The sequence below is a fragment of the Nonomuraea sp. IBHARD001 genome, assembly GCF_056106265.1.
The window spans coordinates 5872747-5892823 of the sequence record NZ_JBWBBW010000002.1 but is presented as its reverse complement, the minus strand read 5'-3'; the positions used below and the strand labels follow the sequence as shown (position 1 = coordinate 5892823).

Sequence of the window (20077 nt, the reverse complement as noted above, 5' to 3'; positions counted from 1 at the left end):
CCGGTCCGCGCCATCGCAGGGGCTGTGCGCTTCCCCACGAAGCGCACATCGGCGCGACCACACGGGACCCACCTTCCGCCGGGGGTCCAGCCGACGCGGCCGGGGGCGGCCGCGTCGGCACCTGTTCGGGGTGTACGACGTTCTATCTGACCGCCAGGGGGCACCGACAGGAGGCGTGGAGGTTCGGGCAGCAGATCACGGCGGTCGTGACGAACCGGCCGCCGAGCAGCCAGTTGCCCCACACGACGTCAACGGCGGCGGGCAGAGCAGTCCGGGCGTTCTTCAGGCGAACCCCTTTGTGTCGCCCGGCCGCCACGGGCCTCCCGATGTAGTTCGGTATGAGTTCGACGTGGGCGTCCCATTGATCACTCAGCCAGGCGACGGCTCTGTCTGGCTCGCGGAAGGTGTGCCTGATCTGCGCTGGGCTTTTGAGCAGCCAGTCGCAGGTCCGGTTCGGAGGCAGGGGCGAGGCCAGGAAGGCGGCGTTGGCCGCCGCGTCCGACGACGGACGACGCAACGACTCCTGTTCCCGCTCTCGGCCGTGTCCGATCCACTGGTAGGCGTGCCAGTGATACCCCCTGCCGTCCCTGACGTACTGCATGCTTCCCCCTGTGAAGCTGCCTCCGCCCCTCGGTGGAGGCGTCGGTGTGGCGGAAGTGACTCAGACGCGGTTGGTGTCGATGCCCGCCGCGCGCAGCTCGGCACCGGTGAAACGCAGGCTCGCGCCGGGCAGCTTGGAGTCACCCAGCAGGAACGCGTCCTCGACACCGGGGATACGTGCGGCCGTCACACAGGAGTCCACCTCCTCCTCCTGTTGGTTGCCTCCGCACAGCGGGACCAGGATGGTGTTGTGGGTATCGGCCATGTAGAGGTTCATTGCTGTGTCCTGCCTTGTGGTGAGGGAAAGGGCCGGTGAGCTCCCGCCTGCGACTCGGACGGGGGCTCTTTCCTCAGCGCGCGGCCGATGCCGACGTCTACGCTGCGGGAACGGTCTCGACCAAGGACTCCCACGGCACTGGGATCACGTCGTCCAGGCGTACGAGGAGTTGATTGGCCAGTGCATAGCGCAGATGGGTGGAGTCGAGTCGTAGGTGGGTGCTGCGTTCCACCAGGCGTGCGTTCCTGTCGTGTGGCTCGAACAGGTCAGCGATCACCGCGTGGCGGGAGTGGCTGCCGATGCTGTAGACGGCTGCGGAGCGGCGTAGGTGGGGGCATTGGGTGATGGCTTTGGGGATGCAGTTCAGGCAGGTGGGCGGGGCGTTGGTGAATCCCGAGGTCGCCTCGTCGTCTTCCCCTGTCTTTTCGCGTGACAGTAGCCACCACACCCGGCCGCTGCGGGGATCTCGCGCCGGGCGCGCGCAGGCCTGGCACAACGTCTGGTCCATGCACCGCCATTGGCGGACCACGTTGACGGTCTTGAGATCCGGGCGTCCTGCCCGGTTGTCGAGCATTCGAGCCCGGAGCACCCCGTGGTGCCAGTCTCCAGGAACGGGGTCGCGGTGGGCGAGGCGTAGGCCGCCGTCCGGGTGGCAGCTCATCTTCAGTCGCTGGGACATCACCTCGTCCCTGTGCCCGATGACGTACGGGATCTCGAAGTCGGCCTTGGTGCTCATGCCGGTCCCCGGTGCCGGAATTCCGGGTCCAGGCACGCGGCCAGCGCAGGTCCGAAGTCGGCGAGCGAGAACGCCCGTGCGTTGTTGTGCTGTGGTTCGGCCGGCGCTTGCGTCAGGCTTTCTTCAGCCGAGGGCTCAGCCAGCCCGGTCTGAGCCGTCATGCCGCCGGCTCCTGTGAGCACAGGGTGGTCGGAGCGGGAGCAGTCGTACCACCGATGATCCAGACGGTGTTGGGCCGTTTCTCCAGGACCGTGTTCGCTTCGGCGAGGGCGAGGTAACCGCCGATCCCCAGCGTGCCGGGATCGCCGCTCTCCCTCACACCCCGCCGAAGCATCCGCACCCTGTACTCCTCGCGTGTCCACGACGCAGGAGACACAGAGACCGGCTCATGGCCGATCTCGTCCAACTCGGCATCGGTGAGCGGCCCTGCAAGGAACGCCTTGTCAGACCTGGGGCAACGTCTCGGACGGCGCGAGGCCGCCTTGGGTGGGTGCATGCCTCGACGGTAGAAAGCCCCTGTGCCCAGTGGCTAGAAGTTTTCTGTGGTTTGCAGCCTCAGGCTGGCGGCCTCGATCAACGCACGGGCCGACGCGCCATGGACCGCCTGCTCACTCAGCAGGGCGAACGCTTTCAGAAAGGTGTCGATCTCCTCGGGTTGGTTGGTCCTGAATCCACCGGACCACAACTCGCTACGCACAAGCTTGCCGTCGAAAATATAGAAACCCTCCCCGGGGTACAGGGAGCGTACGCGTCCGCGCGGAATTATCCCTAGGGACACGTGAGGCAAGCCCAGTACGGCAAGCAGGAGTTCGTACTGCTCCAACATTACGCCTGTGCCGCCGATGACAACGTCAAGCGCTGACTCCTCAATGAGGAAGTTGTAGCAATTCAGTCCATTCCCAGCCGTGACCAGCTTTTGTCGGGGCAGGCGGGCCGCTACTGCCGCGTCGGCCTCGCCCTCGGGCAAGCCGTAGAGAGTACTCGCCGACTCGAAGAGGGCTTTGACATAGCGTACGGTCTGCAATATCCCTGGAATGCGGGTGGACTCGTACACGCAGAGCAGGGCCGTGCTCTCGTACAGCGACATTGCTCGTGACTGGATGTGCTGCTGTCCGGCTCGAAGATGCCTGCGCCACTCCACCCACATCTGTTCGATTTCTCGCTGCACGGCTATGAGTTCAGGAATCATCCGGGCGGCGCCGCACGCAATGCACCAGGCCCGGATGTCGTCCTCCGAGGGGTTCTGCTGCCCGTGCTCAATGCGGCTGATTTTGGTGTTGTGCAGGCCGGACGTTTGGGCGAGTTGACGTCCTGTGAGCCTCGCATCCTTGCGCAGGTCGCGGAGCCTGGCCCCAAATGCCTTCTTGGCCGATATCGCTTGTTCGGACATGAGCGATCAGGCAGGCCGGTAGTCCTGGTGCGGGATGGACAACTCCCATACGGCTTCGAAGGCGTCGGCGCAGAGCCTGATCACTGCGGGGTCCGTACAGCGCTGACGCTGAACGACTTCGCCATTTCCGGAGAACACCGCGAACACGACGACCTCTTCGTCGAACATCCAGAAATCGTTGCCCGGCAGCGCAATCCCCGACACGAGATGCCGGGGAACCCAATGGATTTCCTCACCCGCTGCCACGCTGGGGCCGACCACGTCGTATGCGAAGCGGCGATACTCCGACAAGGGCTCGGACACGACACAAGCCCGCCGGTAGCGCTTGCCTTCGGCAACGGCCGTGCGGATTCGATCGCACCAAGGCGTCATCCAGCTGAGATCGTCCGGCATGCCCGCCTTCCACGCTGCGAATCTTTCCCTCTCCAGATCGCTGGTGGCGTAGTCATCGCGCAGTTCCAGGTGAACAGCTTCGCGTTTGAAGCTCGCGAAGTGCTTTCCGCGCTCCTCAGCCGAGATCAATTCCATATCGCTCCTTGGCGAATCTGCGAACCAGAAGGTCTATCAGAGACCCGGGAACCTCGACCGAGGTTTCGTAGGCCTTCAGGGCCACCAGTTGCTCGACCACCTGCGCTTCCTCTCGGCGATCCCCCTGGACCACCCAGGTGTCCCGGTTGGTCTGGTAGAAGGTTGCGCAGTCCTCCCCTGGAACGGAGTCGGGATCCTTGCAGTAGAACATGAGGCTCAGGCCGTCAGCAGGCTTCGGGGTTTGCATGACGTTGCGGCCTCCGTCGTCCGGTGAACGCTCGCAATGACCATCACCCTGATTGCCGGAGGGGTCAAGCCCTTCTGTGGGACCGAGCTGTTGGGAGGTCAGCACAACAGCAGCATGCGTACCGGTGATGACGATGGCCGGGAATCAACCGCACACAGCAATTCAGCCGCACACAGCAAGAAGCCCCAGACCCTCGGCATGGGCCGTGAGCTGGGGCTTTGTCTCCAGCTCACCAGGTCAGGCCCGATCAACTGCGGAGAAACTGGTGGACGATACAGGGATTGAACCTGTGACCTCTTCCGTGTCAGGGAAGCGCTCTCCCGCTGAGCTAATCGTCCGAGCGGAAGACGGGATTCGAACCCGCGACCCTCACCTTGGCAAGGTGATGCTCTACCACTGAGCCACTTCCGCGTGTGTCCGCTTGCGCGGCGACACCTGTCTTACCTTAGCGGATCCAACCGGGTCCGTAGTCCAAGCTGTTGCGAGGTGGAGACGGGATTTGAACCCGTGTACGCGGCTTTGCAGGCCGCTGCCTCGCCTCTCGGCCACTCCACCAGGACGTCTCCGAGCGGAAGACGGGATTCGAACCCGCGACCCTCACCTTGGCAAGGTGATGCTCTACCACTGAGCCACTTCCGCGTGAACCGGGCGGGAACTCCGTCGGTCACGGGGAAAACCATAGCGTGTTCCGGGAGTGGGCGTGCGCATGCGCATGCGGGTGGCTCGTGGGCGGGGAGTGGGAAATCGCTGGGGAGGGTGATCTTGGGAGGGTGATACCGCATGGGCGTGGGGTGATGGGAGGCCTACCGCGTGGGCGTGTGGGAGTGGATGAAGGGCGGGGGGAGTGGATGAGGGATGGGGGGATGGTGGTTATGGGCGCTTCTAGGTAGCGATCGGCGTCGCCAGGATGCCCTCGATGTCTGCGGTGGCTGGTGCTTGGTGGCCTTCTCTTGTGGGTGAGGTTGTGAAGGGGGAAGGGGTGAGGGTTTTCGTTGGGGGCTTGGGTGTTGAGGGGCCGGGTGTTGTCGGCCTGGGTGTTGGCTTGGCGGTTCCGGTCGTGGGGGTGCGGGGGGTCGGCGGGCGGGATGTCGTCGTGGCGGATGTTGTTGCGCTTACCCCGACCACCTTGGCTGCCCCTGCGCCGGATGCGCCTGGGCCGCCGGTTCCCGCCACTCCGGTTCCTGTCGCCGCAGCCCCCAACGCCGCGGCCCCTGTCGCCTCGGCCCCAGCGCCTGTCGCCGTGGTTCCCGTTGTCGAGGTCTCGGTTGTCCCGGACCCAGTCAGGCCGGCTTCCGCGGTCCCGGCACTCGCCGTCCCAGCCCCCGCCTCACCCGGCGTGCCCACGGGCGCAACCCCCCGAGACGCGCTCGGATCCTTGATCAAGTTCACGTCCTTCGTTCGGACGTACATGATCCGGTGTCCAAGCTGGATCTGCCGATACCGCAGTTTGCCCACGACCGTCACGTTGTCCGTGGGGGAGTAGCCGCCGGTCCACTGGTAGGTCCCGGTCAGCGTTTGCCCCACGGCGTACCTTTCGCCCAGGCGGAGCTTGTACTGCAATGCCACATGACGCTGATACGGCACGCCGGTCGGATATGCCGAAATTTCGGGATATGCGCGCCCGTACACCGGAACGAGGTCCCTCTTGGGAGTCACCACGTACCCGGGACTCAGCACGGCGGTCGGACGACGGACAGGATTGTGGAACCAGGCCTTCTGCCCCAAGTACCAGATGGCGGTCCAATCGCCCTTGACCCCGGCCAGGGCGTAACGCTGCCCGGCCGACGCACGGGCGCTGTGGTCGTAGACGCTGTAGGAGGAGGGAGCGCCGACGCGCTTGCCGATGTCGTCGACGAGCGGTGCCGTGGCCTTGGGCCGGGTACGCAGCCACACGGTGGAGGCGCCGTGCGCCTTGCACGCCTTGCCGGGATTGCGCGAGGAGCACCCGGTGAAGACGGGCTTGTTACGGGCGTATCGCGGCTTGATGAGCACGGTCTGACCGACGCCGGGCCCGGTGATGGGCGCGCCGAGCAGGCTGAAGTAGCGCTCCCAGTCCCAGTACGGCCCGGGGTCCTCGTGCATGCCGGGCACGGTGGAGGGCGAGGTGCCTGGCACGTTGTCGTGCCCGATGATGTGCGCCCGGTCCAGCGGCACGCCGTGCTTGTCCGACAGGTAGCGCACGAGCTTGGCCGACGAGCGGTACATCGCCTCGGTGTACCAGGTGCCGCCCTTGGCCAGGTACCCCTCGTGCTCGATGCCGATGGAACGGGAGTTCATATCCCAGTTGCCGGAATGCCAGGCGATATCGCGATTGCGAACATGCTGGGCGACATGCCCGTCCTGGGAGCGGATGGTGTAGTGCCAGCTCACATACGAAGGATTGGCCACCATCGAAGGCACACCCCGGTAGGAGCCCTCGGTGTCGTGCACGATGATGAAGTCGATCTTGCGATTGCCCGCCAGCCGGTCGTGATTGCCGTAGTCGCCGCCGCTGAGCCGCTTGTACGCCGCGGGCATCCACTCGCACGGCAGCGACGCCGGGCACTCGGCCTTGCGCACGCCCTGCGGAGGAGCGGCCGCACGCCTGGGTGGCAGCCCGGGTGAGGGGCGCAGGGTGACGAGGTACCCGTCGTCGGTGCGCCGGGCGGCGCCGTCGCGCAGCACCGCGTAGACCTCGTCGGCGAACGCGCGTGCCGTCCCGGCGTCGGCCGCGCCCGAGTACCGCGCCACGGCGTCGTACCAGGCGCTCGCCTCGCCCCCGCGTGGCCGCCCGAGCGCCCGCTGGTAGGAGGCGAGCAGGGCGGCGCCGCCCCTGATGTTGGCCGACGGCTCCCGCCGCAGGCGTGCCGCCGCGATCCCGGTGAGCCGGGCGGCCCGCGCGAGCGTCGCGTCCACGACGGGCGGCGGCACGTCGGGCACCACGGTACGGCGGGGCCGCGCCGAGTCGCCGCGCGGATCGCCGACGTGATGGGTGCTGGGTACGGCGGGCACGGCGTCGACCAGGTGCATCGGCCCGTACCCTCCGGCCGTGCTCGGCAGTCCGTCGTTGGCGTCCCAGCGCGACTGCAGGTACGAGACGCCCTTGAGCACGCCGATCGGCACGCCGTACTGGGCGGCGGCGGCCTGGAAGTCGCCCTCGCGACCGGCGGGCGCCGCTCGGGCTGCGGTGGGTGCGGTGAGCAGTCCGGTGGACAGGGTGACGGCCACGACCAGGGCGAGCATGGCACCTCCACGGTGAGAGAACAGATCGCTACTCACAGTAATCAACCGTCACATCTGCCCCACACGTGGGGGGTGAAGATCGCCGAGAGCCGGCCCTCGGCCCCGAAACACGGCCGCCGCGAGCTCGGCGCGACCCGAAGCGCACAGCCTCAAAACTCACCGCCACCCGAAGTTCGCGATTCCTGCCCGATTTCGGGCAGGATGTTGGCATGACAGCAGACGGCTGCGTAGTGTCCTGCGATGTGTCGCACCCTCACGCGGAGCTCATCGCCCATCTGGCCAGGACGAGCGCGCTCGGTCCGGGTGAGGCGGCGAGGGTGGTGGCCGACGTGCTGGCCTACTTCTCCGAGCCCGTCACGGAGTTCGTCAGGCGAAGGCACGCCGAGCTGAAGGCCAGAGGCCTGACCAACGACCAGATCTTCCCCAGGATCACCGCCGAGCTGCCCCTGCGCAGGGTGGCGGCGCCCGAGCTGTCCGCGCGGCAGCTCAGAAGGATCGTCTACGGCTAGTCAGAGGAGAAGTCGACCATGTGCGGAATCGTGGCCTACGTCGGGCCGAAGGACGCCGCCCCCATCCTGCTGGAGGGGCTGCAGCGACTGGAGTACAGAGGCTACGACTCGGCCGGGATCGTCGTCTCCAGCAAGGGCCTCAAGCTGCGCAAGGTCAAGGGCCGCGTCGCCGACCTGGCCAAGGTGGTGCCCGCCAGGTTCAAGGGCGGGCTCGGCATCGGCCACACCCGCTGGGCCACCCACGGCGTACCCAGTGACGAGAACGCCCACCCGCACCTGTCGGCCGACCAGCGCATCGCCGTCGTGCACAACGGCATCATCGAGAACGCCGACGAACTGCGCGCCAAGCTCGCCGCCGACGGCGTCGTGTTCGCCTCCGAGACCGACACCGAGGTCCTGGCCCACCTGCTGGCCCGCACGGTCGAGGAGACCGGCTCCTTGGAGGAGGCCGTACGGCTGGCGCTCAAGCGCATCGTGGGCACGTACGGCATCGCGGTCGTCGACGCCGAGCGGCCGGGCGAGGTCGTCGTGGCCCGCAACGGCAGCCCGATCGTGCTGGGCATCGGCGAGAAGGAGATGTTCGCCGCCTCCGACGTCGCGGCCCTCGTGCGCTACACCCGCCAGGTCGTGCACCTGGAGGACGGCGAGCTGGCCGTGCTCACCGCCGACGGCTTCCACACCTTCACCAGCGACGCACGCGAGACCGCCAAGGAGCCGCTGACCGTCGACTGGGACGCGGGGCACTACGACACCGGCGGCTACGAGCACTACCTGCTGAAGGAGATCTCCGAGCAGCCCGAGACCGTGGCCCGCACCCTGCGCGGCAGGCTCGACGACCGCTTCCACATCGCACACCTCGGCGGACTGAACCTCACCCCGCACGAGACCAGGGCCTTCCGTCGTGTGAAGATCATCGGCTGCGGCTCCGCGTACTACTCGGGCCAGATCGGCGCCCAGCTCATCGAGGAGCTGGCCCGCATCCCGGCCGACGCCGAGCCCGCGTCGGAGTTCCGCTACCGCAATCCGGTCGTCGAGCACGACACGCTGTACGTCGCGATCAGCCAGTCGGGCGAGACCTACGACACGCTGGCCGCCGTGCAGGAGCTCAAGCGCAAGGGCGGCCGGGTGCTCGGCATCGTCAACACCGTGGGCAGTGCGATCGCCCGCGAGTGCGACGGCGGCATGTACCTGCACGCCGGGCCCGAGGTGTCGGTGGCCTCGACCAAGGCCTTCACCTCGACGGCCGTGGCGTTCGCGCTGCTGGCGCTGCACTTCGGCCGGGTGCACGACCTCTCGCCCGCCGACGGCCGCCGCATCTGCGAGGGGCTGCGCAGGCTGCCGGGCCAGATCGAGGAGATCCTGGCCAAGGGTGAGGAGATCGCGGAGCTGGCCAGGAAGTACGCCGGGCACCCGTCGATCATGTTCGTCGGACGGGTACGCGGCTACCCGGTCGCCCGTGAGGGCGCGCAGAAGCTCAAGGAGATCTCCTACGTGCATGCCGAGGCCTATCCGGCCAGCGAGCTCAAGCACGGCCCGCTGGCACTGATCGGCCCCGAGATGCCCACGGTCGCGATCGTCCCCGACGACGAACTGCTGGACAAGAACCTCACCACGCTCGGCGAGATCCGGGCCAGGGGTGGCAGGGTGCTCATGGTCGGCCACCGCGAGCCCGACTCCAAGCTGGCCGACGACGTGATCGTGGTGCCGAAGAACGAGATCGAGCTCGACCCGATCCTGCTGACGCTCCCGCTGCAGCTGCTGGCCTACCACGCCGCCGTCAGCCTGGAGCGCGACGTCGACAAGCCCCGCAACCTGGCCAAGAGCGTCACGGTCGAGTAGCGGTCACCCCTCGACGCCCTGCCCGCCCGAGCCCCGGTCAGACCTCGGCTGCCCGCCCGAGCACCGGCAGCCTGAGCGGGCGCAGCACCAGGCTGCCGCTCGTCCAGGGCACGGCGTCGCCCGGCTCGCCCAACGCCAGACCGGGCAGCCGCTCGACCAGCACCCCGAGCACCTCCTGCAGCTCCATCCGGGCCAGATTGGCCCCCAGGCAGAAGTGCGGCCCCCGCCCGAACGTCAGATGCGGCCGCTCCCGGCCGGGCGCCAGCGTCGTGGGGTCGGCGAAGGCGGAGGGATCGTGGTTGGCCCCGACCAGGGCCGCGATGATCCCTTCGCCCGCCGCCACCCGGCCGGAGGGCAGGTCGACGTCGTCGGTCGCCACCCGCAGCAGCGCCGTCTCGCCCGGCATCTCCACCCGGAGCAGTTCCTCGACGGTCGCGGGAATCAGCGAGGGATCGGCGACCAGCCGTGCGTAGCCTTCGCGCGGGTCCAGCAGCCGCAGCGCCATCCTGGACAGCGCCGAGCCCGTCGTCTCGTGCCCGGCGAAGAACAGTGTGAACGTGATGCCGGTCAGCTCGCCCGTGCTCAGCGCGTCGTCCTGTTCGCGGGCCTCGATGAGCGCGGCCAGCAGTCCGTCGCCCGGCTCGGCGGCGTGGGCCGCGACGAGGTCGCCGACATACTCATAGAACTCGGCCGTCGCCTCCCACCGCTCGTCGGCCGTCAGCGCCGACGTCGACAGGGCGGCGTCGCACCAGTGGCGTACCCTCTCGACGTCGATGCCCTCGACGCCGAGCACCTCGCAGATCACCTGGACGGGCAGCGGGAAGGCCAGGTCGGCGACCAGGTCGAAGGAGCCGGGCAGGGCGTCGACGAGGTCGTGCGCCAGGGCGCGCACCCTGGGCCGCCACCCGGCCACCCGGGCAGGCGTGAACGCGCCCGACAGCAGCCGCCGCAGCCTGGCGTGCTCGGCGCCGTCGCTGCCGATCAGCCCGCCGGGCTGGGTGGTGATGTCGAAGCCGTCGCTCATCCGGGGCGCGCCCTCGTGCCCGAGGTCCCTGCTGAAGCGCCGGTCGCCGAGTACGGCGACGACGTCGTCGTAGCGGGTGGCCAGGACGACCTCGTCACCGCTCGGCAGCCTGACCCGTCCCAGCGGGTCCTCCCGCAGCCGCCTGGCGTACTGCCCCGAAGGGCAGCCGCGAGGCCCGGCGGGAAAGGGGAATCGCTCGACTTCCGCCATGCCGGCGAACCTAACCCCGGCGGGTACGGCGGGGCAAAGCATTTACGGCGGCGCCAGCCTGGCGTGGGCGCAGGCCGGCACGTGGTGACGTGCGGCGGGGCAAAGCGTTTACGGCAGCAGCAGCGCGTGGTGACGTGCAGCGAGGCAAAGCACTCACGGCAGCAGCAGCCCCCAGTACACCCCCCACGGCACCAGCAGCACACCCCCGGTGACGAGCGCGCCGAGCCTGACCCGCTCGCCGCGCGCGACTCCCGTGCCCGCGCGACGCCAGGCCAGTGCGGTCAGCGCGGTGGCGACGAGCGCGCCGAGCGTCAGCGCCTGCAGGGCCAGCCAGGCGATCGGCCGGCCGGCCAGCATCGGGCCGGGCGAGGCCAGCTTCCCGCTGGACATCATGACGGAGGTGAGATACCCGAACAGCGTCAGCGAGACCACCAGCCCGCCCGCGGCCAGCCACCGGGCCGCGACCCCGACCGGCCTGACGCCCCGCCCCCTGACCCGCCGTACCGCCGCGGTGACCGGGTAGGCGGCGAACGCGAGCACGAGCAGCCCGAGCACCCCGAACTGGACGGCGGGCGACTCCCACCCGGCGAGGGGCGGCACGGGCACGGTCGCGATGGCCTGGACGGGCGTGCGGGCGGGCACGTCGGCGGTGGGCAGGCGGCCCGATGTGACGTCGGCGATCCAGGAGCCGACGAGGTCGGCGTAGCCGGGGGAGAGGTCGGGCAGCCTGCTCACGCCGCCGTCTGGCGTGCGGTGGGCGGCGTGGTCGCCCTCCAGGTACCTGAACGTGTAGTGCCGGTTGCCGCCCGACTCCAGGGCGGCGGCCATCAGCGGCGGGCTCTCCTGCGGCGGGGTGAGCAGGTCGTGCACACCCCAGATCGACAGCACCGGCTGCCGTACCGAGCGCAGGACGGGCGTGGGGTCGTAGTAGGGCACGGGGAACATCCCGGCCGAGGCGACGAAGCGGTGCATGGTGCGCACGGCGCCGATGAGCGAGCCGGAGACCCCGGCGCGGCGCAGGCCGGACTCGGCGGCCCAGCTCTGCTGGCGCAGCGGCGCGTGCGCGTTGGCCCCGACCAGGACGAGGAAGGCCGCGTCCGCCGTGCGCGCCGCCGCGTTGGGCGCCACCCAGCCGCCTTCGCTGAGCCCCCAGAGGCCGAGCCTGGCCGGGTCGGTGCCCGGCTGCGCCTTGAGCGCGCCGAGCGCGGCGACGGCGTCGAGTGCGAGCAGGTCGTAGGAGCGCTCGAACAGCGAGTACCCCTCGGTGCGCTTGTCGTAGACCAGTACGGCCAGCCCTTGCCTGGCGAACGCCACGGCCTCGCCGAGCAGTTTCGTCCGGGGCGTCTCACCGGCCCCGTGCACGAGCACCAGACCGGGCAGCCGCCCTTCGGCCGAGGCGGGACGCAGCACGGTGCCGTGCAGGGCGACCCCACCGGCCCCGGCGAAGGCGACCTCGCTCGCCCGCAGATCGGAGGGTACGGCGGGCGGCACGCCCGAGGCGGAGGCGGCGGGAGCGGCGAGAAGGCCGGCGCAGAGGACGGCCAGGAGGAGGATTCTTCTCATATGACCGACAATAGTCTGCAGAGAACTCTCGGCAAACAAGTCTCTGCAGAACTCGTTCGGCAGGTGGATAGGATGCTCCTCATGAAGGATGAGCCGCCCCTGACGCCGCCCCTGATACCGCCGCCCTCGATGTCGCCGACCCTGACGACGCTGACGCTGAGCGATCCCGGCAGGCTCAAGGCCCTGGCCCATCCCATGCGCAGGGCGATGCTGCGCCACCTCGGCGTGCACGGCCCCGCCACCTCCACCACGCTGGGCGAGATCCTCCAGGCCAAGACCGGCACGACCAGCTACCACCTGCGGCAGTTGGAGAAGCACGGCTTCATCGAGGAGATCCCGGAGCTGTCCACCGGCAGGGAGCGCTGGTGGCGCCAGGTCGAGCCGGGCCACAATGTGCGCCTGCCCACGCCGGACGAGGTGCCCGAGCGGGACCGGGCGGTGCTCGCCGAGTTCCAGCGCGTGTCCTACGAGGAGGACCGCGCCCTGCTCGACGCCTTCCCCGAGGCCTACCGGCGCGACCCGGACTGGGCGAAGTTCTCGCGCGGGTCGGCCCGGATGACGAGGGAGGGGTTCGCCGCCTTCTTCGACGAGTACATCGAGCTGCTCTACAAGCACAAGCGCTTGGCCGAGAACGCCACCGAGGACGCCAGACCCCTGTACATCCGGCTTTTCGGACTGCCAGCCGACGACCTATGAGCTAATAAGACCCCCGATATGTGACACGTAGTGACATGTCGATAACCTCTCGTATAGGGGGAACTTCGGGGGAGGGGCACCCATGCGCCGTCGGCAGTTTTTCGCGCTCGGTCTGGGACTGGCCGCGTGTGCGAGCGGGTGCGCCACCGCGAGCAGTGCGGGCGCTCCCGCGACGCGTGCGCTCGGGCAGTTCGCCGTCGTGCCCGGCGAGCAGGAGCTCGGCTCGGTCGCCTACGCCTTCACCCGTGCCATGCGCAGGACCGGGCACCTGCCGCCGGTCGCCTCCGCGTTCGCCGCGCGTGACGCCGCCACCAAGCTGGCCGTCAGCGGGCTGCCCGCGCTGACCGCCGCCGAGATCAACTCCGGTCGCTCGATCCTGGACGTCAGCACGCCCATCGCCAGGCTAGTCGGCGAACCCGAGGTGCTGGTCGTGCCCGCCAACTCGCGGCTGGCCACGTTCGACGACCTGGCCTCGCACCTGCGTGCCGACCCCGGGCGGGTGCTGCTGGCCGGAGGGCCGCAGGCCGGGGCCGACCACCTGCTGTTCGGGCTGCTCGCCCAGGGGGTCGGCGCCGATGCCCGCCTGCTCGACTATGCGGGCTACCCGGGCACCGGCGAGGTCGTCGCCGCCCTGCTCGGCGGCCAGGCCGGAGTCGCCTGCGGCGGCGTCGGCGAGTGGCGCACGCGCATCGACAAGGGCAAGGTGCGGGCGCTGGCCGTATCCTCGTCCGAGCGCCTGCCCGGCATCGACGCCCCCACCCTGCACGAGTGCGGGGTGCGCCTGGACTTCGCCGACTGGTGCGCCCTGCTCGGCCCGGCGGGCATGAGCGAGACCGAACGTGACGACGCCGTCGCGATGTGCGACAGTGTCACCGGCTCCGACCCCTGGCGCACGGCCTGCGCCGACGGCGGCCTGACGCCGATCACGCTCAGCGGCGACGACTTCGCCGCCTGGCTCGGCACCGAGACGGACAGGCTGCGCGCGGTGTTGCGCGATCTCGGACTTCTCAACACGCCCGACACAACTTGTTGGGGTAGTTGCGGGAACGGCCACTAGATGTAGGATCCTGCTCGTCGCTGGTTCGCCCCGGCAGGGGCGGAGCAATAGGGAACTCAGTGCGAATCTGAGACTGCCCCGCAGCGGTGAGCGGGAACGACCGCCGTCATCAAGCACTGGAGAGGCGACTCTCCGGGAAGCGACGGCCAGTAGGCCGAGGCACCATGCCCGCGAGTCCGAAGACCTGCCGGCGATCGATGAATGTCCAGGGCCTCGAGGGAGGGTCCGCGGGCGGTGACGGCCGGGGTGGATCCATGCCGTCATGCTCTCGCGTGCCCTGCCGGGGGAAGAGCTCGCGAGGAGAGAGCACGTGACACAGATCGTTGAGGCCGACCGCAGGCTGGCCATCGAAGAGGCGGCGGCCAGGGTCATCACCGACCCGCAGAACTCCAGGATCGCCGCCGCGCTGCTGGCCGAGGAGATCGCCGACGAGAGCGCCGCGCACGGTGTGCGCTCCTTCTCCGACTCCGTCGCTGCCTGTCATGCCGAGGGCCTGCTGCAGGACTCACTCGCCGAGTTCGTCGCCCTGCACGCCGCCGAGCTCGACGCGCTCGTCGACACCGGGGCCGACGCCAGATTCGAGTACTTCGGCCTGCGCACGGTCTACGACCGCTACCTGCTGCGCCATCCCGAGACGCGGGCCGTGCTGGAGCGCCCCCAGCACTTCTTCCTGCGGGTGGCCTGCGGCCTGTCGGCCACCGTCGCCGAGGCGGCCGAGCTCTACGCGCTGATGTCGACGCTGTCGTACCTGCCCAGCTCGCCCACCCTGTTCAACTCCGGCTCGCGCCGCCCGCAGCTGTCCTCGTGCTTCCTGCTCGACTCGCCCCGGGACGAGCTGGAAGGCATCTACGACCGCTACGGCCAGGTCGCCAGGCTCTCTAAGTACGCCGGGGGCATCGGCATCGCGTGGAGCAGGGTCCGCTCCCGGGGTTCGCTGATCAAGGGCACCAACGGGCACTCCAACGGCATCGTCCCCTGGCTGCGCACACTCGACTCCTCCGTGGCCGCCGTCAACCAGGGCGGCAGGCGCAAGGGCGCGGCCTGCGTCTACCTGGAGTCCTGGCACGCCGACATCGAGGAGTTCCTCGAACTGCGCGACAACACCGGCGAGGAGGCCCGCCGTACGCACAATCTGAATCTGGCCAACTGGATCCCCGACGAGTTCATGCGCAGGGTCGAGGCCGACCAGGAGTGGTCGCTGTTCGACCCCAAGGAGGTGCCCGAGCTGGTCGACCTGTGGGGCGAGGAGTTCGACGCCGCCTACCGTGCCGCCGAGGCGCGGGGCCTGGCGTCGCGCACGACCCCGGCGCGCACGCTGTACGGCCGGATGATGCGCACGCTGGCCCAGACGGGCAACGGCTGGATGACCTTCAAGGACGCCTCCAACCGCACCTCCAACCAGACGGCGCTGCCGGAGAACGTCATCCACCTGTCCAATCTCTGCACCGAGATCCTGGAGGTGACGAGCGACGGCGAGACGGCCGTGTGCAACCTCGGCTCGGTCAACCTGGCCGCGCACCTGTCGGGCGACAGCATGGACTGGCCGCGCCTGCGCGCCACCGTGCGGACCGCGGTGCGCTTCCTGGACAAGACCATCGACCTGGGCTTCTACCCGACGCCCGAGGCCGAGAGCGCCAACCACAAGTGGCGGCCGATCGGGCTCGGCGTGATGGGCCTGGCGGATGTGTTCTTCGGCCTGCGCCTGCCGTTCGACTCGGCGGAGGCGCGCGCGCTGTCCACGCGGATCGCCGAGGAGATCGCGCTGGCCGCCTACGACACCTCGGCCGACCTGGCCGTCGAGCGCGGGCGTCACCCTTCCTACGACGACACCAGGGCCGCGCGCGGTGTGCTGCACGCCGACCACTACGGCGCGGCGGACTCGGCGGCGTGGGAGGCGCTGCGCGCCAAGGTGGCCGAGAACGGGCTGCGCAACTCGCTGATGATCGCCATCGCGCCGACCGCGACGATCGCCTCCATCGCCGGGTGCTACGAGTGCATCGAGCCCCAGGTGTCCAACGTGTTCAAGCGCGAGACGCTGTCCGGTGAGTTCCTCCAGGTCAACCGCTATCTGGTGCAGGACCTGCAGCGCCTCGGGCTGTGGACGCAGGAGATGCGCGACGCGCTCAAGCGGGCCGACGGCTCCGTCCAGGACGTCGCCGGGATCCCGGCCGATCTGAAGGTGCTCTACCGCACGGCGTGGGAGCTGCCGCAGAAGGCGCTGATCGACCTGGCCGCCGCCCGCCAGCCGTACATCGACCAGTCGCAGTCGCTGAACCTGTTCATGGCCACGCCGACGATCGGCAAGCTGTCGTCGATGTACGCCTACGCCTGGAAGGCCGGGCTGAAGACCACCTACTACCTGCGCTCGCGCCCCGCGACCCGCATCGCCCAGACCACGGTCGCCGCGGTGCCCGCACCCGCCGAGCCCCTGGAGGACGCGATCGCGTGCTCCCTTGAGAACCCCGAGATCTGCGAGGCGTGCCAGTAATGCTGCTCGACCCTGGAATGGACCTGACGCTGCGCCCGATGCGCTACCCGGACTTCTACGAGCGCTACCGGGCCGCCATCCGCAACACCTGGACGGTGGAGGAGGTCGACCTGCACACCGACCTCGCCGACCTGGCGAGGATGAGCGAGCAGGAGCGCCACCTCATCAACCGGCTGGTCGCCTTCTTCGCCACCGGCGACTCCATCGTGGCCAACAACCTCGTGCTCAACCTCTACCAGCACGTCAACGCCCCCGAGGCCCGCCTGTACCTGAGCAGGCAGCTGTTCGAGGAGGCGGTGCACGTGCAGTTCTACCTGACGCTGCTCGACACCTACCTGCCCGACCCCGACGAGCGCGTCAAGGCGTTCGCCGCGGTCGAGCACATCCCCTCGATCAGGGACAAGGCCGAGTTCTGCTTCAAGTGGATCGACTCGCTCGGCGGCCTGCGCAGCCTGGACAGCGCGGCCGACCGCAGGGCGTTCCTGCTCAACCTCATCTGTTTCGCCGCCTGCATCGAGGGCCTGTTCTTCTACGGCGCCTTCGCCTACGTGTACTGGTTCCGCTCGCGCGGCCTGCTGTCCGGCCTGGCCACGGGCACCAACTGGGTCTTCCGCGACGAGTCCATGCACATGGAGTTCGCCTTCAGTGTGGTCGACACGGTCAGGGCCGAGGAGCCCTCGCTGTTCGACGACAAGCTGGCGGCCGAGGTCACCCAGATGCTGGAGGAGGCGGTGGCGGCCGAGCTGGCCTTCGCCCGCGACCTGTGCGGCGACGGCGTCGGCGGGATGAACGTCGAGCACATGCGCCAGTACCTGGAGTACGTCGCCGACCAGCGCCTGCGCCGCCTCGGCATGCCCACCAGGTACGGCACGGCCAATCCGTTCGCCTTCATGGAGCTGCAGGACGTCCAGGAGCTGGCCAACTTCTTCGAGCGCCGGGTGTCCGCATATCAGGTGGCCGTCGAGGGAAATGTGAGTTTCGACGAGTCATTCTGAGACAAGGAGGGCATGAACGTGTCGTCACCGAGCTGGCCGCTTCTGATCGCCGTGGTCGCCGCCGCGATCATCGGCGTCGAGCTGCTCAGGCGGGCGCTGCTGCGGGCGGGCCGCAAGTGGAACCTGGCCAGGCACCTGGTACGGCGGTGCACGTGGCCCGGCTTCGTGACGGCCGGTCTGGTGGCGTTCAACGCGGTCTACGCCCCCTCGCTCGTCGGTGACGACCGGGAGGTGTCCGGCGGCGCCGTACTCGACCGGATCCTCACGCTCATGCTGATCGCGAGTGTGACCTGGCTGGTCATCCAGGCCGCCTACGCGGTGACCGACGTCGTCCTCGACCATCTCGTGCAGATCGAGGGCGACGCCAACCGCAGGGCCAGGCGGATCAGGACCCAGATCACGCTCGTGCGCCGGGTCGCCACCGCGGTCATCGTGGTGGTGGCGCTCGGGGCCATGCTGTTCTCCTTCCCGCAGGTGCGCACGCTCGGCGCGGGCCTGCTCGCCTCGGCGGGCATCGCCGGAGCCATCGTCGGCATCGCCGCCCAGTCCACGCTGGGCAACCTGCTGGCCGGGCTGCAGCTGGCCTTCAGCGACGCGCTGCGCCTGGACGACGTCGTCGTGGTCAACAACGAGTGGGGCCGGATCGAGGAGCTCACGCTCACGTACGTGGTGCTGCGCTCGTGGGACGAACGCCGGGTCGTGCTGCCGGTCTCGTACTTCACCACCAATCCGTTCGAGAACTGGACGCGGCACGGCAGCAGGGTGATCGGCGCGGTGTTCCTGCGGGTCGACTGGTCGGTGCCGGTGGCCGATCTGCGCGAGGAGCTGCACACCTATATCAAGGACCACCCGCTGTGGGACCAGACCGACTGGACGCTGCAGGTCACCGATCTGCTGCCGAACGGGCTGGTGGAGCTGCGGGCGCTGATGAGCGCGGCGGACTCGGCATCGGCCTGGGACCTCAAGTGCGACGTGCGCGAGCACCTGGTGGAGTACATCAGGACCAGGCACCCCGAGACGCTGCCCCGCTTCCGCATCGAGACGCCGCCGCAGCCGGGCGCGTTCGGCGGCCGGATGCCCTAGGCGCCCTGGGAGGGGCGCAGCACCCGGGTGGCGCCCGCGACCAGGGCCGTGGCCAGCACCCAGCCGGTCACCACCAGCGTCCACGCCACCCACTGCGTCCACCCCGCGGGCTCCCACGCCCCTCGCACCTCGAACACACTCACCGGCACGAGCAGGTCGAGCGTGTAGACGAAGGCGTTGAACGTGCGCTGCTCGCCGGGGTCGACCAGCGTGGGCGGAACCGCGCCGAACACCACAGAGCCGGTCACCAGCAGGGCCAGCGCCCACAGCCCGGCCAGCCACGAGCGGTAGCCGTATCCCACCATGAGGTCGAGCAGCCGCCCCCACATCCGGCCGGGAGCGGGAAGCGTCTCACGCCGTTCGCGCTGTTTGGCCAGCAGGACCCTGCGGGCGTCCGGCTCGTCGCCGATCCGGCGGTACCAGGCGGCGACCTGCTCGTACGGCTGCGGTTTGTACCCGCTGGGGTCGCGGCACAGCCAGGCGAGCCGTTCGGCCAGCGTCCAGTCGCCGCGCAACGACTCGAACGTCAGGCCGTTGAGCTGCACGCCGTCCGGGTAGGCGCCGGGCCGATCCAGCAGGACGCCGATCCGGGAGTAGTTGAGGTTCACCTCGCCGCGCAGGGCGGCGGGGGTGAGGATCAGCTCCTCCACCTGGGCGTGGCTCAGGTGCAGGCATCGGCCGCCCGTCGCGTCCAGTTCGGCGTCGTGGAAGGACAGCACTCCGTTGATCTTCGCACTGCGCAGCCGTACCGTGCCGTGTGCGGTGAAGCCTCTGCTCAGCTCGGCGGCGGTGGCCTCCATGAAGTCGCCCTGCAGGGCGTGCACGCCGGTCGCCACCAGGGTGGCGCGCTCCAGCCACAGCCCGCCGTGGAACTTGGCGCCCACCAGGCGCAGCCCGCCTCGCGTGCGCAGCCCCCGCATGAACGCGCCTCCGTCGACGACCAGGCCGCCCGCCCACAGCGCCCACTCGTCCTGCGCCCTGCCGCGCTCCACCAGGTCGTGCTCGCTGTAGGGCCTGCGCACGTCGGCCATGCGATCCTCGCTGGCGTAGGAGCTGGCCATGGGGGCCGACAGCTCGGCCATCGACAGGCGGAACTGGCCGGTCACATGGGCGTTGTCCAGGCGTACGCCCGCGTGCACCCGGGTGCCGTCCAGCTCCAGCAGGCCGTCGATCGTGGCCCGCGCGCCGCGCACGCGCCGGATGTCGCAGCCGCGTAAGCGCACGCCCTTGGTCGTGGCGTCGGTCAGCTCCAGCACGCCGGGCAGCGCGCAGTTGAGCAGGTGCAGCTTGGCCTCAAGGGTGGAGTCCGACAGGTTCAGCTTGCCGACGATCCTGGCGCCCGCCACCCGTACGCCAGGTACCTGGCCCGGCTTGCGCTCCACCGCGCCCAGCAGCAGCGCCGCCAGCACCTCGGCCCGCACCTCGCGTTCGGGCCCCCAGGAGGCGGCCTGCGCCGGGTCGTCCCCGGCGTCGTCGCCCTCGCGCAGGTCCACCCACTGCCCGCTGGGGTAGGCGCGCCAGATGCGCCGCTCGACGGGGGTGAGGTCACGTTCGGTACGGCTTTGCGATGATCTACGCACAGGGGGAACTCTAGGCGCTGGCCGGGGCCCCGG

The 20077-nt window shown here is 69.5% G+C and carries 18 protein-coding genes, 4 tRNA genes and 1 riboswitch; of the genes, 7 read left to right on the top strand and 15 right to left on the bottom strand.

The window, feature by feature from the left end:
- Positions 1-142: 142 nt before the first annotated feature.
- The 12 genes from ACTWNK_RS29025 to ACTWNK_RS28970 all read right to left on the bottom strand — a co-directional run bounded on the left by ACTWNK_RS29025 (position 143) and on the right by ACTWNK_RS28970 (position 7000).
- Positions 143-601, bottom strand: coding sequence for a hypothetical protein (locus ACTWNK_RS29025; protein WP_474307719.1), 459 nt, complete (start codon positions 599-601; stop codon positions 143-145).
- Between the two features lie 60 nt (positions 602-661).
- Complete coding sequence (locus tag ACTWNK_RS29020) at positions 662-877, bottom strand: hypothetical protein (RefSeq protein ID WP_474307718.1); 216 nt, start codon at positions 875-877, stop codon at positions 662-664.
- A 97-nt stretch (positions 878-974) separates the two neighbouring features.
- Positions 975-1613 carry a hypothetical protein gene (locus ACTWNK_RS29015; protein WP_474307716.1) on the bottom strand — a complete coding sequence of 213 codons (639 nt, stop codon included), beginning with the start codon at positions 1611-1613 and terminating at the stop codon, positions 975-977.
- Positions 1610-1774, bottom strand: a complete 165-nt coding sequence (locus tag ACTWNK_RS29010; RefSeq protein ID WP_474307715.1) for a hypothetical protein — start codon at positions 1772-1774, stop codon at positions 1610-1612. The genes ACTWNK_RS29015 and ACTWNK_RS29010 overlap by 4 nt, the downstream gene beginning before the upstream one ends.
- Before the next feature lie 368 nt (positions 1775-2142).
- Positions 2143-3003: a helix-turn-helix domain-containing protein gene (locus ACTWNK_RS29005; RefSeq protein WP_474307714.1), complete on the bottom strand. Its 861-nt coding sequence runs from the start codon at positions 3001-3003 to the stop codon at positions 2143-2145.
- Between the two features lie 6 nt (positions 3004-3009).
- Positions 3010-3531, bottom strand: a complete 522-nt coding sequence (locus ACTWNK_RS29000; protein ID WP_474307713.1) for a DUF6879 family protein — start codon at positions 3529-3531, stop codon at positions 3010-3012.
- Complete coding sequence (locus ACTWNK_RS28995) at positions 3512-3883, bottom strand: hypothetical protein (protein WP_474307712.1); 372 nt, start codon at positions 3881-3883, stop codon at positions 3512-3514. Before ACTWNK_RS28995 ends, ACTWNK_RS29000 begins: the two co-directional genes overlap by 20 nt.
- Before the next feature lie 158 nt (positions 3884-4041).
- Positions 4042-4116: transfer RNA gene (locus ACTWNK_RS28990), tRNA-Val, on the bottom strand.
- A 1-nt stretch (position 4117) separates the two neighbouring features.
- A tRNA-Gly gene (locus ACTWNK_RS28985) sits at positions 4118-4189 on the bottom strand.
- 73 nt (positions 4190-4262) lie between these two features.
- A tRNA-Cys gene (locus ACTWNK_RS28980) sits at positions 4263-4333 on the bottom strand.
- Between the two features lie 12 nt (positions 4334-4345).
- Positions 4346-4417, bottom strand: a tRNA-Gly gene (locus ACTWNK_RS28975).
- A 243-nt stretch (positions 4418-4660) separates the two neighbouring features.
- The gene (locus tag ACTWNK_RS28970) at positions 4661-7000 is read right to left on the bottom strand and encodes an N-acetylmuramoyl-L-alanine amidase (RefSeq protein WP_474307711.1); all 2340 of its coding nucleotides are present in this window, start codon (positions 6998-7000) and stop codon (positions 4661-4663) included.
- Between the two features lie 242 nt (positions 7001-7242).
- Here ACTWNK_RS28970 and ACTWNK_RS28965 point away from each other — a divergent pair, with 242 nt between their 5' ends.
- Positions 7243-7509 (top strand): hypothetical protein, encoded by a 267-nt coding sequence (locus ACTWNK_RS28965; protein ID WP_474307710.1) that lies wholly within the window; start codon positions 7243-7245, stop codon positions 7507-7509.
- 18 nt (positions 7510-7527) lie between these two features.
- Positions 7528-9348 (top strand): glutamine--fructose-6-phosphate transaminase (isomerizing), encoded by a 1821-nt coding sequence (glmS, locus tag ACTWNK_RS28960; protein WP_474307709.1) that lies wholly within the window; start codon positions 7528-7530, stop codon positions 9346-9348.
- Between the two features lie 37 nt (positions 9349-9385).
- On the opposite strand, the gene ACTWNK_RS28955 is transcribed toward glmS, so the two are convergent.
- Positions 9386-10582, bottom strand: a complete 1197-nt coding sequence (locus ACTWNK_RS28955; protein WP_474307708.1) for a cytochrome P450 — start codon at positions 10580-10582, stop codon at positions 9386-9388.
- Positions 10583-10735: 153 nt separating this feature from the next.
- The gene (locus ACTWNK_RS28950; RefSeq protein ID WP_474307707.1) at positions 10736-12145 is read right to left on the bottom strand and encodes an alpha/beta hydrolase family protein; all 1410 of its coding nucleotides are present in this window, start codon (positions 12143-12145) and stop codon (positions 10736-10738) included.
- Positions 12146-12226: 81 nt separating this feature from the next.
- On the opposite strand from ACTWNK_RS28950, the gene ACTWNK_RS28945 reads away from it, so the two are divergent.
- The 5 genes from ACTWNK_RS28945 to ACTWNK_RS28925 all read left to right on the top strand — a co-directional run bounded on the left by ACTWNK_RS28945 (position 12227) and on the right by ACTWNK_RS28925 (position 18464).
- Positions 12227-12841 (top strand): ArsR/SmtB family transcription factor, encoded by a 615-nt coding sequence (locus ACTWNK_RS28945; protein WP_474307706.1) that lies wholly within the window; start codon positions 12227-12229, stop codon positions 12839-12841.
- Between the two features lie 82 nt (positions 12842-12923).
- Positions 12924-13898, top strand: a complete 975-nt coding sequence (locus ACTWNK_RS28940; protein WP_474307705.1) for a Bug family tripartite tricarboxylate transporter substrate binding protein — start codon at positions 12924-12926, stop codon at positions 13896-13898.
- Positions 13899-13902: 4 nt separating this feature from the next.
- A riboswitch (cobalamin riboswitch) is annotated at positions 13903-14104 on the top strand.
- A gap of 104 nt (positions 14105-14208) precedes the next feature.
- The gene (locus ACTWNK_RS28935) at positions 14209-16386 is read left to right on the top strand and encodes a ribonucleoside-diphosphate reductase subunit alpha (protein WP_474307704.1); all 2178 of its coding nucleotides are present in this window, start codon (positions 14209-14211) and stop codon (positions 16384-16386) included.
- Positions 16386-17381, top strand: coding sequence for a ribonucleotide-diphosphate reductase subunit beta (locus ACTWNK_RS28930; protein WP_474307703.1), 996 nt, complete (start codon positions 16386-16388; stop codon positions 17379-17381). Before ACTWNK_RS28935 ends, ACTWNK_RS28930 begins: the two co-directional genes overlap by 1 nt.
- A 12-nt stretch (positions 17382-17393) precedes the next feature.
- Positions 17394-18464 (top strand): mechanosensitive ion channel family protein, encoded by a 1071-nt coding sequence (locus ACTWNK_RS28925; protein WP_474307702.1) that lies wholly within the window; start codon positions 17394-17396, stop codon positions 18462-18464.
- On the opposite strand, the gene ACTWNK_RS28920 is transcribed toward ACTWNK_RS28925, so the two are convergent.
- Positions 18461-20044 (bottom strand): hypothetical protein, encoded by a 1584-nt coding sequence (locus ACTWNK_RS28920; protein ID WP_474307701.1) that lies wholly within the window; start codon positions 20042-20044, stop codon positions 18461-18463. The two genes, ACTWNK_RS28925 and ACTWNK_RS28920, sit on opposite strands and share 4 nt — an antisense overlap.
- Positions 20045-20077 lie beyond the last annotated feature (33 nt).

What these genes read in the sequence shown, in the direction of transcription:
- ACTWNK_RS28945 (WP_474307706.1), top strand. Translation starts at nt 12,227, where the DNA reads ATGAAGGATGAGCCGCCCCTGACGCCGCCCCTGATACCGCCGCCCTCG.
- ACTWNK_RS29025 (WP_474307719.1), bottom strand. Translation starts at nt 601, where the DNA reads ATGCAGTACGTCAGGGACGGCAGGGGGTATCACTGGCACGCCTACCAG.
- ACTWNK_RS28970 (WP_474307711.1), bottom strand. Translation starts at nt 7,000, where the DNA reads ATGCTCGCCCTGGTCGTGGCCGTCACCCTGTCCACCGGACTGCTCACC.
- ACTWNK_RS29005 (WP_474307714.1), bottom strand. Translation starts at nt 3,003, where the DNA reads ATGTCCGAACAAGCGATATCGGCCAAGAAGGCATTTGGGGCCAGGCTC.
- ACTWNK_RS29000 (WP_474307713.1), bottom strand. Translation starts at nt 3,531, where the DNA reads ATGGAATTGATCTCGGCTGAGGAGCGCGGAAAGCACTTCGCGAGCTTC.
- glmS (WP_474307709.1), top strand. Translation starts at nt 7,528, where the DNA reads ATGTGCGGAATCGTGGCCTACGTCGGGCCGAAGGACGCCGCCCCCATC.
- ACTWNK_RS28940 (WP_474307705.1), top strand. Translation starts at nt 12,924, where the DNA reads ATGCGCCGTCGGCAGTTTTTCGCGCTCGGTCTGGGACTGGCCGCGTGT.
- ACTWNK_RS28955 (WP_474307708.1), bottom strand. Translation starts at nt 10,582, where the DNA reads ATGGCGGAAGTCGAGCGATTCCCCTTTCCCGCCGGGCCTCGCGGCTGC.
- ACTWNK_RS28925 (WP_474307702.1), top strand. Translation starts at nt 17,394, where the DNA reads ATGAACGTGTCGTCACCGAGCTGGCCGCTTCTGATCGCCGTGGTCGCC.
- ACTWNK_RS28950 (WP_474307707.1), bottom strand. Translation starts at nt 12,145, where the DNA reads ATGAGAAGAATCCTCCTCCTGGCCGTCCTCTGCGCCGGCCTTCTCGCC.
- ACTWNK_RS29020 (WP_474307718.1), bottom strand. Translation starts at nt 877, where the DNA reads ATGAACCTCTACATGGCCGATACCCACAACACCATCCTGGTCCCGCTG.
- ACTWNK_RS29010 (WP_474307715.1), bottom strand. Translation starts at nt 1,774, where the DNA reads ATGACGGCTCAGACCGGGCTGGCTGAGCCCTCGGCTGAAGAAAGCCTG.
- ACTWNK_RS29015 (WP_474307716.1), bottom strand. Translation starts at nt 1,613, where the DNA reads ATGAGCACCAAGGCCGACTTCGAGATCCCGTACGTCATCGGGCACAGG.
- ACTWNK_RS28930 (WP_474307703.1), top strand. Translation starts at nt 16,386, where the DNA reads ATGCTGCTCGACCCTGGAATGGACCTGACGCTGCGCCCGATGCGCTAC.